The organism is Myroides sp. C15-4 (assembly GCF_050522745.1).
Taxonomy (GTDB): Bacteria; Bacteroidota; Bacteroidia; order Flavobacteriales; family Flavobacteriaceae; genus Flavobacterium.
Genome location: NZ_JBMVQX010000006.1, coordinates 83,841 through 96,084, shown reverse-complemented (window position 1 = coordinate 96,084; position 12,244 = coordinate 83,841). Strand labels below are relative to the sequence as shown.

Annotated in this window: 11 protein-coding genes; 8 read left to right on the top strand and 3 right to left on the bottom strand. The window is 37.2% G+C overall.

Going from position 1 to position 12,244, the window contains the following annotated elements:
* Positions 1-131 precede the first annotated feature (131 nt).
* Both ACPDHL_RS04590 and ACPDHL_RS04585 read left to right on the top strand, forming a co-directional pair.
* Positions 132-695, top strand: a complete 564-nt coding sequence (locus ACPDHL_RS04590; protein ID WP_430531624.1) for a 2'-5' RNA ligase family protein — start codon at positions 132-134, stop codon at positions 693-695.
* Between the two features lie 74 nt (positions 696-769).
* Positions 770-1,120 (top strand): tRNA-binding protein, encoded by a 351-nt coding sequence (locus ACPDHL_RS04585; RefSeq protein ID WP_286440526.1) that lies wholly within the window; start codon positions 770-772, stop codon positions 1,118-1,120.
* A gap of 40 nt (positions 1,121-1,160) precedes the next feature.
* On the opposite strand, the gene ACPDHL_RS04580 is transcribed toward ACPDHL_RS04585, so the two are convergent.
* On the bottom strand, positions 1,161-2,273 hold the full coding sequence (locus ACPDHL_RS04580; protein WP_430531623.1) for a DUF2891 domain-containing protein: 1,113 nt from the start codon (positions 2,271-2,273) through the stop codon (positions 1,161-1,163).
* Positions 2,274-2,461: 188 nt separating this feature from the next.
* On the opposite strand from ACPDHL_RS04580, the gene ACPDHL_RS04575 reads away from it, so the two are divergent.
* The 6 genes from ACPDHL_RS04575 to ACPDHL_RS04550 all read left to right on the top strand — a co-directional run bounded on the left by ACPDHL_RS04575 (position 2,462) and on the right by ACPDHL_RS04550 (position 8,103).
* A complete protein-coding gene (locus ACPDHL_RS04575; protein WP_430531622.1) occupies positions 2,462-3,028 on the top strand; it encodes a hypothetical protein in 567 nt (188 codons plus the stop codon).
* Positions 3,029-3,031: 3 nt separating this feature from the next.
* Positions 3,032-3,499, top strand: coding sequence for a cytochrome d ubiquinol oxidase subunit II (locus tag ACPDHL_RS04570; protein ID WP_430531621.1), 468 nt, complete (start codon positions 3,032-3,034; stop codon positions 3,497-3,499).
* A gap of 13 nt (positions 3,500-3,512) precedes the next feature.
* On the top strand, positions 3,513-3,773 hold the full coding sequence (locus ACPDHL_RS04565) for a hypothetical protein (protein ID WP_430531620.1): 261 nt from the start codon (positions 3,513-3,515) through the stop codon (positions 3,771-3,773).
* A 71-nt stretch (positions 3,774-3,844) separates the two neighbouring features.
* Complete coding sequence (locus ACPDHL_RS04560; RefSeq protein WP_430531661.1) at positions 3,845-4,339, top strand: hypothetical protein; 495 nt, start codon at positions 3,845-3,847, stop codon at positions 4,337-4,339.
* A 174-nt stretch (positions 4,340-4,513) separates the two neighbouring features.
* Positions 4,514-6,574 carry a methionine--tRNA ligase gene (metG, locus tag ACPDHL_RS04555; protein ID WP_430531619.1) on the top strand — a complete coding sequence of 687 codons (2,061 nt, stop codon included), beginning with the start codon at positions 4,514-4,516 and terminating at the stop codon, positions 6,572-6,574.
* Positions 6,575-6,711: 137 nt separating this feature from the next.
* Complete coding sequence (locus ACPDHL_RS04550; protein WP_430531618.1) at positions 6,712-8,103, top strand: hypothetical protein; 1,392 nt, start codon at positions 6,712-6,714, stop codon at positions 8,101-8,103.
* Positions 8,104-8,190: 87 nt separating this feature from the next.
* Here the strand turns inward: ACPDHL_RS04550 and ACPDHL_RS04545 are convergent, their stop codons facing one another.
* Together ACPDHL_RS04545 and ACPDHL_RS04540 are read right to left on the bottom strand one after the other, a co-directional pair.
* Positions 8,191-9,141: an aldo/keto reductase gene (locus tag ACPDHL_RS04545; RefSeq protein WP_430531617.1), complete on the bottom strand. Its 951-nt coding sequence runs from the start codon at positions 9,139-9,141 to the stop codon at positions 8,191-8,193.
* A gap of 144 nt (positions 9,142-9,285) precedes the next feature.
* On the bottom strand, positions 9,286-12,147 hold the full coding sequence (locus ACPDHL_RS04540) for a TonB-dependent receptor (RefSeq protein ID WP_430531616.1): 2,862 nt from the start codon (positions 12,145-12,147) through the stop codon (positions 9,286-9,288).
* Between the last annotated feature and the right edge of the window lie 97 nt (positions 12,148-12,244).

Genomic DNA, 12,244 nt, shown 5'->3' with positions numbered 1-12,244 from the left:
TGCTCTTTGCTCTTTGCACGGTTTATCTCACAGCGTTTACATTTGTTTTGATGTTCGATGAATCTGCGTTACGATTTGATTTTTATCAACGTTATTGTAACTTGTAAACGGTAAACCGTAAACTAACTAACATGTACAGCGATAAATATTCTTTGTGTTTCCAACCCGATGAAGTCTTAATTGAGCAAGTGAAAACGCTAAAATTACAATTGGGAGAAGCTATTGGTTGGTATAACAGTAAGAATTCATTGGCCCATTTAACCATTGCTGAATTTCAAGCGAGTGAAGCCGACATTCAACGCATGCAGCAACAAATTCAGCGTTGTTGTACAAGTTTTACACCAGTAGAAACGTATTTAACCGAATTTGGAACTTATCCCAATGGGACTTTTTTTCTTGCCGTAGACGCAATTGCCAAACCGCAATTAAGGGAATATGCACAAAAATTATTTCAAACCTTGCAGTTAAAAAAAGCATACAAATGCACGGATCCTCACTTGTCTATTGGGCGAAAATTAGACCCTTATAAAATCCAACAGGCCTATGCGTTGTTTGAACAGCCTGATTTACATTTTACTTGTAATCAAATTGTATTAAGACGTCTCAACACGCAACGACGACAATTTGATATCCTTTCAACGTATCCTTTTTTATCCCAACCGTTGATTGAAGATACACAGTTAACCCTATTTTAAAGTGCTTTTTTGCCAATTGACAAATTCTCTTCTTCTTTTTTTTCTTATTTTTGAGTTTACACAAAACTTAAATTATGGAAAACAGCAACAATAATACGCTAACGTGGGATGATTTTATGAAAGTAGAAATGCGCGTTGGTACAATTATTCAAGCCGAAGAATTCAAAGAAGTCCGCAATCCTGCTTATAAATTAGTTGTCGATTTTGGCGAAGAGATTGGGTTGAGAAAAACATCAGCTCAAATCACCAAACTATATACCCCAGAGGAATTAATAGGAAAACAAGTGATTGCCGTCGTTAATTTTCCACCAAAACAAATTGCCAATATCATGAGTGAATGTTTGGTCATGGGAGCAGTAGAAGGAAAAGAAGTAACCCTAATGAGTTTAGATAAACCCGTAAAAAACGGATTAAGAATAGGCTAATAAAGCAAAAAAAGGTTTCCGCATGGAAACCTTTTTCCATTTATTGGTGTAACAAAGCGTATAGGGCAAATGTTCCCAACCAATGACTTCCCATATAGTCATCATCCGTAATATTGCCAAACGAGGTCTCAAAATGATGGTTTCCAATAGGGCGTAGGTGCGCTAACTCCGGAAGTTTTTTAGCGAGATCTGCTAAACAAGTTGCTCTGCTAAAATTCAAACCATCTAAATGTACCAAATGACCATCCGTACGATCGGAAACCTTCCCCACTTCTAGTTCAAAATCTGTAGCAAAAACATCGGGTAAAAAGGCCGTTAACCACGTTCTAAATGCAGTTTCGTCTTGAATTTTACTCATCAATCGCGCCTCTTCTAAGCATGGAGAAAGGAAATCATGTCCACTAGGTTCAAAGGCTAAATTACAGTGTGTATCCTTTGCATAGAGTCGATGTGCAGTTTCTACAAGTAAGCTTTCGAAATCCGTTTGCTTCATCAAACGCGCATATTCTAACGACAAAGACAAACCATAGGCTGTATTATCGTGGGTTCCCGTGCGAATTGGATAATTTAATTTGGGCAAATAAGTGGTGTAGCGCTCCATCAATACCTGTGCTAATGGCTCTAAATAGCTAGCCCAACGCTGAGCATCCTCGTCCTCCCAAGTGGACAGCGCACCATGCAGTTGAAATAACCAGGCCCATCCATAGGTGCGTTCAAACGTCTTATTATTGGGATCGTCAAAGAAAGCTAGCTCAACCTTGACATGTTCAGGTGTAATCAACGTATTCAGACGCTTGCGAATTTCACCATTTTGATCCAACTCTGGAAAGCGCTTCATCAGTTCAATAATAGACCAGTACCCATGTACTGCGGAATGCCAATCAAAACAACCATAAAAAATAGGGCGCAATTGTTGAGGCGTCTTTAGATCCGTATCCGCCCCTAAAACTTGCCCCAATTTATTGGGATATTCCTGTTCAATACAATGCAAAGGCAAAGCAATAATCTTTTGCGCTTCCCTTACACTTAACACTAGAGGAGCCGTTGTCTCCATTGAGGTTTCTATAGTTTTTTCTTCAACCTTGTTCTTTTCTTTGGGTGTACATCCAAGTAGTGCTAAACTCAGCAAGGTTAAAACACTTATTTTTCTCATTGTATCTCGTTTAGCTCACAAGGTAGGAATTATTCTAAAAACAAAGACCTACAAAATTGAAATAATCAACTCCATTTATCAAACAACCACTCTCCTATCCTTTTGACTATCTACACCTTACAAAAAGAATAGGGTTTAGAAATAAATGCCGTTTGGACGATCACTTTTTTGTACATTTGAAATAAAAAATGCATAAAATCACCCTACCCTTTTTAAGTGTCCTCCTGTTAACAGTCACTTTCATCTCCTGTGACAATAAGTCTTTGAATTCATCCAAGGCTATTACAGCAATTGAAGCATACATGGAAACACAACCCATTTATGAAAGTACGATCTTTACTGTTGGAGATACCAAACTCAGAACTAGAAAAGACGCAGATCTCATTCAGCAATACCAACAATTAGCAGAGGAAGGATACCTCAATCTTGCAGATTTTAGCACCAAAAAACGCTTTATGTCGAAAGACAGCCTATGGCAAGGAACGATCAAATTAACAGCAAAAGCACATCCATATGTCTTAGAGCAAAAAGGCAATAAAATCAAAGTAAAAACCATTGAATACTTGGTTGATAAGGACAATGGATTCCAATTGGATTCCAAAGGTAAAAAGTCCGCTACAGCGACAGTAATGTTGAAAAAAAGCCCTACGCCTTTTCATTTCTTGAAGGAAGATAAATCACCGAATACGGAATTTATCACGAGAAAATTCAAAATGAAGTATGCCGAGGAAACAGGCTGGAAAATCACAAAATAATCCATGGGTAAGAATATTTTTATCTTAGTTTTAATACAAGCCTTACTAGCGGTATTAATGGCATTTATGATATCTAAAATGTCGTTTATTGGACGTATGGGTATTACTTTTTTATATCGCGAATACCTCGTTTTAAAATCCCCATGGAAAACAGCGCTTGTTATTTTTGCTGTTCAGCTTTTTCTCATTGTGATTTTAGCTTTTTTCAAATATTTTACTCCAGCAAAAATTGCCAATACGTTGGCTATTTTCACCATACTCATCGGATTAGGTGCGGCTTATTACACCTACCTTGATTTTACGATGACCTCACATAAATACATGAAGAGCAATTTTCACACAGGTTTTTATTTATTTTGGGGCGCTTGGATCTTTTCTGCAATTTTCTTTCTATTTTTAAAGAAAAAGAAAGTAACCCTGACAGACTTAGCATCCACAACACCTAATCTCGAAACGGAATCACTTTCCTAAATGAACCACTCACATGAAAACACAATACTTCTTTCCCTTGGTTTTAGTGGCTGTCGCTTTAACCCATTGTACAAATAAAAGCAAAGAGACACAGGAGCCTCAACGCATCAAGCTAGAACAACCTGCTTCTACAAACGCTACACAGCCGGTTCAAATCCCGATGCACGCCACCAAGGAGAACAGTTCATCTGGGCTTACTTCATTCAAAATCAAGGAAGAAATGAAGCAAGAGATGCAAGAAAATGCAAGAGAAAAAAATGCAATCGAAGAATAAGGTTTAACGTCTAATTATTTTTATTCCAACTAAAAATAGTTAAGTTTACCTGACAAACCAATTAACTAATCATGAAGAACTATTTATTTGCAGTATCAACTTTGTTTATTTTAGGCCTAACTTCTTGTAAGGATACAGGGAAAGAGCCCTCAAATATTACGATTGATGGAGCAGCAACAGAACAACCAGCGAGTACAGCTCCTGCCATGGACGCTGAAGCTACGCCGGCACCCAATACAGCTACTCCAGCAACAACAAATCAGGCAACAACGAACCAAACAGCAGCAAAGAGCAATCTAAACCCTCCACATGGACAACCAGGTCACCGTTGTGACATTAATGTTGGAGAGCCTCTAGACTCACCACCTAGAAATATGGGTGGAGCAACACCGATGACCAATGCAAAACCAGCATCAAGTCAAGGACAACCATTTCTAGTGAATGATGCAGCGAAGAGTCGCATCGCGCAAGAACAAGGTCAAACCGCTAGCAGTGGAAAAGTTAATCCTCCTCATGGACAACCAGGACATCGTTGTGATATCAACGTAGGAGATCCACTTCCATAATGTAGTTATTTTATTATTTAATATCCATAAAAAAGGCAAAATCGATCGTGATTTTGCCTTTTTTGCTTGTATACCGATAAAAAAACCAACGAAAACACAGTAAAATAATCCATTCAACTTACAGCAATATTGCTTATTTTTGCATTCTTATTAATTTCATATAGATAATAGTTTATGATACAAGATCCGAAAAGATATACGCTAACGGCGGCATTGCCTTATACCAATGGTCCCATCCACATTGGACACCTAGCAGGTGTTTATGTTCCGGCTGATATTTATGCTCGATTCTTGCGAATGCAAGGCAAAGATGTTGCCTTCATCTGTGGAAGCGACGAACACGGGGTTGCTATTTCTATGAAAGCGAAAAAAGAAGGCATTACCCCTCAACAGGTAATCGATAAATACAACGGAATTATCAAGCAATCTTTTGAAGATTTTGGTATTTCGTTTGACAATTACTCGCGTACTTCTTCTTCTATACACCATCAAACAGCATCTGAATTTTTCAAGAAGTTGTATAACGAAGGGAAATTTATCGAAGAAATCACAGAACAATTATACGATGAGCAAGCTCAACAATTTTTGGCAGACCGTTTTGTTATGGGAACTTGCCCAAAATGTGCAAATGAAGAAGCCTACGGTGATCAATGTGAAAAATGTGGTACTTCGTTGAATGCTACGGATTTAATCAATCCCAAATCAACAATCACTGGTACAAAACCCATTTTAAAATCAACCAAACACTGGTTTTTACCCCTCGATCAATACGATGGATTCTTACGTGAGTGGATTTTAGAAGGACATAAAAACGACTGGAAACCCAATGTATACGGACAAGTAAAATCGTGGTTAGACGACGGTTTAAAACCTCGTGCTGTAACCCGTGATTTGGATTGGGGAATTCCTGTTCCCGTAGAAGGAGCAGATGGCAAAGTATTGTATGTGTGGTTTGATGCGCCTATTGGTTATATTTCATCAACGAAAGAATGGGCCGCTCGCGAAGGAAAAGATTGGGAACCGTATTGGAAATCAGAAGACACCAAATTGGTGCACTTCATTGGAAAAGACAATATTGTCTTCCATTGTGTGATTTTCCCAGCGATGCTGAAAGCAGAAGGAAGCTACATCTTACCAGACAATGTACCAGCTAACGAGTTTTTGAACCTAGAAGGAAACAAACTTTCTACCTCAAAAAACTGGGCGGTTTGGTTACATGAATACTTACAAGATTTCCCTGGTCAACAGGATGTATTGCGCTATGCTTTAACAGCAAATGCACCCGAAACAAAAGACAATGACTTTACTTGGAAAGATTTTCAAGCGAGAAATAACAACGAATTAGTAGCTATTTTTGGTAACTTCATCAACCGTGTTGTCGTATTAACAAACAAATACTACAACGGTGTAGTACCACAACCGCATGCGTTTTCAGACGTAGATATCGCAACTTTAGAAGAGTTACGCGCTTATCCAGCTGTAATTGAGAGTTCTATTGATCGTTACCGCTTCAGAGAGGCATTAGGAGAGATGATGAATGTTGCGCGTTTAGGAAATAAATACTTGGCAGATGAAGAGCCTTGGAAATTGATCAAAACGGATGAAGCACGTGTACAAACACAAATGTATGTAGCCTTGCAAATTGCAGCAGCTTTAAGCACATTAGCAGAACCTTTCTTGCCTTTCACTGCGACAAAATTAAAATCGATCTTGCGCTTGAAAACTCCATTAGCTTGGTCTGCTATAGAAGCAGATCAACCTTTAATTCAACATGGACACCAAATTGGTGAAGCGGAATTGTTGTTTGCTAAGATTGAAGATGAAGCAATCCAAAAACAATTGGATCGCTTAGAAGCTTCTAAACAAGAAAATAAAGCAGCTAATGCAGTGGTAGAACCACAAAAAGACACCGCAACTTTTGACGATTTTGCTAAATTAGATTTGCGTGTTGGTACGATTATCGAAGCAGAAAAAATGCCAAAAGCCAACAAGCTTCTAGTATTAAAAGTGGATACCGGACTGGATGTTAGAACGATTGTATCGGGTATTGCAGAACACTTCAAACCTGAAGATATTATTGGTCAACGCGTAACGGTATTAGCGAACTTAGCACCAAGAGCTTTACGCGGAGTAGAAAGTCAAGGAATGATCTTGATGACAGAAGATGCCAATGGCAAATTGGTCTTCGTTAATCCAGGAGAAGAAGGAGTAAAAAACGGAGCAACAATTAATTAATTATACTAAAAAAGGGTGTCCAGTTGGACACTCTTTTTTTATTCTTGTTTAAGTATGCCATTACTTGCACAAGAAAAACAGCCTTCTCTTTCTGCTACATAAAAGCTATATTTACGCAAAATTAACACCTAACTATAGTGAAATATATTGCAACCCTACTCCTACTTTGTTTTCTAGGCTCTTTACAAGCTCAAGTAAAAGAAGTGAAAATTCCAACGAAGTTGGACAATATTACCCAAGCGTATCATTATAATACTGATAACAAAAATTTCTTTTTCTTGCAATCTCGTAAGCAATTACAAGGGGTTCAATTGACAGATAGTCTAACTGAAAAACAATCCTTGTTTACAACTATTCCTTATTACTTTGATGATACAGTTGTTGCTTTTACAGCGGCTGAAGAAAATAAAGCCACAATGTATATTACAACAGCGAAAGACATTCAAGCTAAAACCTTTGATTTTAAGCAAAATAGAACAACTACGGCTGCTCCTTTTACCTGGAATGACAAAGAAGAAGATTCATTTTTACATTTTTCACATGGGGATAAATTTTACGCTCTTCATACCAGATTCCAAAATAATCAAATCCGTTTCTTGCAACTAGATGCAAACTTAAAACCGCAAAAAGATACCCTGGTAAACTTTACAGGCTATAATTTTTATTTAGGTTCTAACAGTCAGGTATCTCTCAATCAAGCTTTACAAGATTCGGTACCGATGACCTATATCGAAATGAATCAACCTACAGATTTACTAAAAGCAGCGGCACAAAGAAAATACTATATTCACAACGATATTCTTTATATCACTTTGGATACTTCCAATCAAAGTACCGAAATTTTGAGTATTGACCTAAACACTCAAAAATCTACTTATGCTAGTTATCCACAACCGTTCAACAAACCGCATTTAAAACATCCTGCATCTAATTCTATGCTTTTTGACAATAAGCTTGTGCAAGCTTATTTTGATAAACAATTCATTTCTATTCTACTTCGAGATGAACAGGGAGAACCTCTAAAGACATTTAATATGACAAAGGATAATGCTGATTTTATAACAGGTGAAATGATAATGATTAGGAATGTTAGAGGCTTATTTAAGGATCAACATACCTCAGTAGATAAAACAGGTCAGTTTTTACTATCAGCTAAAAATAACAGTTTACATGGAATCATTGCCTATCCAGTTGGAGACCATATTGTTATGCAATTTGGCTCGGCAAATCGAAACAAACCATTTGCTCGTAACTTTTTCTTTGATGTTTTTATCAATGGATCTAAAACGAATATGTTCAATCCTTATTTTAAATCGATAGTTGTCCTTGCCACTACAGCCTTAGATCAGCAATTAGAGCCTGATTTCTCCTTTGCGATACCCAATGAAGATAAGTTGAGAACATTAAGAAGAAAACGAGGTTTCAGCATAACAAATAACAAGTATAAACTCGTATTTAAAGCTAATAATCAAGATTATTATGGCAAACAAGAATCAGGAAGTAAAACGTTTGATTTAGTACCTTTTTAAAATAAAAACCCGCTTGCATGAAATTGATGCAAGCGGGTTTTTATTTTATTCTCTGTGCGTTAGCCCTTGGATCATACGCCATTTATGTTATTTATATTTACTCGCTTCCTCAAGCAAAGTCAAATCAACGTTTTCCAATTGAATGGTTGTAGCGCGAATCAAACTCTCCAATTGTTTAGCATTGGTAGCACTGACAATGGGCGCAGTAATTACAGGTTGATGCAACAACCAAGCGATCGCTATCTCAGCACTTGTTGCCTGATGTTTTTGAGCGATTTGAGCTAAAGCATCAAGGATATTCAATCCGCGATCATTCAGATAGTGCTCCACCATCATTTTACGCGCACTTCCCTCTAAATCCGCTTCTGTTCTATACTTACCAGAAAGAAATCCGCTTGCTAAGGCAAAATAAGGCATTACAGCTATGTTTTCTTTCTTGGCTATCTCTGCATACTCTTTTTCAAATTGCTCTCTGTCATAGAGATTATAAAGCGGTTGAAGCGCAATATACTTAGTCCATCCTTTTACTTCTGCTATTTGATTACTCTCCAGTAAGCGTTCTTTACTCAAATTAGAGGCACCCAGGGCACGAACCTTTCCTGCTTGAATCAACTCTTGAAAAGTCCCCATGATTTCCTCAACCCCTACATTGAGATCATCGTGATGCGAATAGTATAAATCAATATAATCCGTACGCAAACGCTGCAAAGAGGCATCAACTCCATCAATAATTTGCTGTCGAGTCAATCCTCGTTCTACGCCTTGCATACCTCCACCCACTTTGGTAGCTAAAACTACATCCTGTCTTTTCTTACTCTCCATAAACCATTTACCAAGAATGCGCTCCGACTCTCCCCCTACGTTTCCCTCTACCCAATGCGAATAGCTATTGGCTGTATCTATAAAATTAATCCCTTGATCGTGTAATTCATCCAGCATACGCAAGGATTCTTTTTCATTTAACGTCCAGCCAAATACATTTCCTCCAAAGCAAATGCTTGAGATGCTTAATTCATTAGTTAATTTCTTTTTCTCCATGTTCTTATGTGTTTGTGTGTTTATAAAAACGCTCGTTTATACGTTCAAATCGAATTCATCTTCCCTAAAAAGCGTCTGTACAAGATACAACAAAAAAAAGAGCGGCTATTTTCATAACCGCTCTTTTTATATCGTAGTAATTTACTAGAAATTGAATCTCATTGTAAAGTTCCATGTTCTACCTGCTCCTAACATCACTTCATTTCGAACATCAACTCCTTTCCAAGTTGTACTTGTCGGTGTTGCTTCAATATTTGTTCTTGCAGAAGAAATATAGGTAGTATCGAATACGTTATTTACGTTAAAACGCATTGTTAACGCATTTTGTTTTTCTTTACCAAGTTCCATGCGGTAAGAAAGACCTGCATCAAACAAATTAAATGCTGGTAACTTCATTGATCCATTTTTACCTTCTTCTTTAGCATCAGTAACAACTAAAGTACCATAGAAGTTGTCATTGTATCTGTAGTTTGCATCAATTTTCAATCCTTTTGCTATTTCGTAGCCTGCTCCTAAGTTTGCAATTAACTGAGGCGCTCCACCCACTTTAGCTCCATCAATGTATAATGTGTGTGTTTTGAATCCTGACTCAGGTTGACCTGGTTCATTATAGATCGGTTGATTCGTCTCCTCGTTATAGTAGGTTCCTGTAACATTTGATCCATAATGCCAATCTCCCCAAGAGAAAGATCCTGTAATAGTTAAACGATCTACTGGATAGTAAATGAAATCCATTTCCATTCCTGTGTGGATTTGTTCAACTCCAACTAAAGTAGCATAACCATTAGCAGTTACAATACTTCCGTCTACCCCTTTATCTTGCACTTTTCCTGTTGCACGTGTAACTCTATCTTTCCAAGACGTTCTATATAAATTTAAGTTCGCTCTTAGTTTATGGCTTCTATATCCATAACCTGCTTCTAAACCGAATATTTTTTCGTTTGTTAAATCAGGATTTAATGTATTGGTATTATTTAAATACACCCCATTATTCATGAAAGGTTGACGAGAGAAATAACCTGAGTTAACAAAAACATTGTGATTTTCATCAATGTTGTAGTTTGCGCCCCCTTTAATACTTCCTCCTAAGATACTTTCCCAATCAGTTTTGTAGTCTTTCGCACCTTCAGCAGTACTGCGATCATAGTTGAAATAATCAACACGCTGCATCCATTGGTTAGAAATTGCTCCTTGAACGAATACAGACAAATCATCTTTAGAGTATTCTACTTGACCGAATCCACCTAACCATTTTACGTTACCATCATTGTGGTATCCTACTTTTTCTCTATTATTCCAATTTACCCATGGATTCAAAGAAGCTTTAGCATCATACACTTGATTTACAACATAATGTTGGTTGTTATTATTCTTGTTTTTAGCAACATAAAAACCATCAGCCCCCATCAAATTATCAAGTAATTGGTAGTGGTATCCTTTGTAAATACGTCCATCTAAACCAAAATCAACGGTCCAGTTTTCGTTTACTTTAGCATTCATATTAATCACCGTACCATACCAGTCATGTGAATTAATACTAGAACGACGAGCCCAACCTCCTCTATATGCTTTTGTTTTATTGTCAAAATCCGTAATATAGTATCCTTGTTGCCCTGGATTATTCGGATCATCCATTAAACTATTACTTGTACCAGGACCTACTGGTTGTTTATCTTTAATTTCTTTCCAATCTTCAACAATCTCTCCTCTATTCCAAGCAGCGATATCGTCAAAACGCATATGTCCGTTTGCATCTCTTACTTCAGTTCCAAAGTCTCTGTAACCATTTGGTCCTCCACCAATTGTTCCAGTTCCTCCTCCACGTCCCCAAGAACCGTAGAAAACAGCACCTAATGTCCATGTTTCATTGATATTGAAATCATAGTTAATCGACATTACTGGTTTATTATAGTAATTTGATTTAAAGTTAAAACGCTCTCCATTATAGAATCCTGTATCTGGGTTGAATCTTTTATTCATTTTCCCATTGTTCCATTTTTGGATATTTTCAATAGAAACTGAAGTAGAACGTTGGTCGTGATCTTGTTTAGCACCAGTAAAAGTAAACTGAACATTGTGACGTGAATCCTTTGATTTATATCCTAAACCTAAGTAGTAATTATACCCTTCAAATCCTGTTCCTTCTACATATCCACTTCCTCGTGTATATCCTAACAAAATTGAAGCAGATAATCCATTTTCTAATACTCCTGTGTTGTAAGAAGCTAATCCTTTAAAGTAATCGCCTGTTCCAACACCTGCAGAGATTGATCCACCTTCTCTTGCATCTGATGTACGAGTTAATACGTTAATTGTACCTCCAACAGAAGAAATCGCAATTTTAGAAGATCCTAAACCACGTTGTACTTGCATGGCTGAAGTTACATCTGATAAACCAGCCCAGTTTGACCAGTATACAGCACCACCTTCCATATCATTAACAGGCATACCGTTAATTAACACAGCAACGTTTCTTTGATCAAATCCACGAATATTGATGTTAGAGTCACCATAACCTCCTCCTCCTTTAGAGGCATAAACTGAAGGTGTCGTGTTTAAAATTTCAGGAAACTCTTGAGATCCTAATTTTTCTTGAATTTCAGCTGCCTTAATTGTAGAAACGGCAACTGGTGTTTTACGGTCTTTTGCAACGTCCGCAACTCCCATGATCACGATGTCTTCTAACATGTTCTCATCTGGGTTTAAAACAATGTTTCCTAAGTTTGCAACTTTGTTTGCATCAACTTTAAAAGCCACTGTTTTAGACTGATAACCAATAAACGAAAGAACAACCTCTCCTTTATCGTTATTTACATCTAAAGTAAACACTCCATTGGCATCTGTTGATACTCCATTTTGCGTTCCTTTCACTAGTACAGTCGCACCTGGTAAACTCATGTTAAGTTCACCATCAATAACTGTACCCGTTACTTTGTTTTGTGAAAATGCAGATGTTGACGTAATAACCATTACGAAAAACAACATCCAGTTCTTCAAGTTTTTCATTTTGTAAGTGTAAGTGATAAATTAATTTCACCGCAAATGTACAAAAAGATACTCCTCAAATGTTACGAAATTATTAAATTTAACGTGCGACCCAATT

Bases quoted from the DNA above. Each gene is read 5' to 3' on its own strand.
- ACPDHL_RS04590 (WP_430531624.1), top strand. From the start codon at position 132: ATGTACAGCGATAAATATTCTTTGTGTTTCCAACCCGATGAAGTCTTA.
- ACPDHL_RS04585 (WP_286440526.1), top strand. From the start codon at position 770: ATGGAAAACAGCAACAATAATACGCTAACGTGGGATGATTTTATGAAA.
- ACPDHL_RS04580 (WP_430531623.1), bottom strand. From the start codon at position 2,273: ATGAGAAAAATAAGTGTTTTAACCTTGCTGAGTTTAGCACTACTTGGA.
- ACPDHL_RS04575 (WP_430531622.1), top strand. From the start codon at position 2,462: ATGCATAAAATCACCCTACCCTTTTTAAGTGTCCTCCTGTTAACAGTC.
- ACPDHL_RS04570 (WP_430531621.1), top strand. From the start codon at position 3,032: ATGGGTAAGAATATTTTTATCTTAGTTTTAATACAAGCCTTACTAGCG.
- ACPDHL_RS04565 (WP_430531620.1), top strand. From the start codon at position 3,513: ATGAAAACACAATACTTCTTTCCCTTGGTTTTAGTGGCTGTCGCTTTA.
- ACPDHL_RS04560 (WP_430531661.1), top strand. From the start codon at position 3,845: ATGAAGAACTATTTATTTGCAGTATCAACTTTGTTTATTTTAGGCCTA.
- metG (WP_430531619.1), top strand. From the start codon at position 4,514: ATGATACAAGATCCGAAAAGATATACGCTAACGGCGGCATTGCCTTAT.
- ACPDHL_RS04545 (WP_430531617.1), bottom strand. From the start codon at position 9,141: ATGGAGAAAAAGAAATTAACTAATGAATTAAGCATCTCAAGCATTTGC.
- ACPDHL_RS04540 (WP_430531616.1), bottom strand. From the start codon at position 12,147: ATGAAAAACTTGAAGAACTGGATGTTGTTTTTCGTAATGGTTATTACG.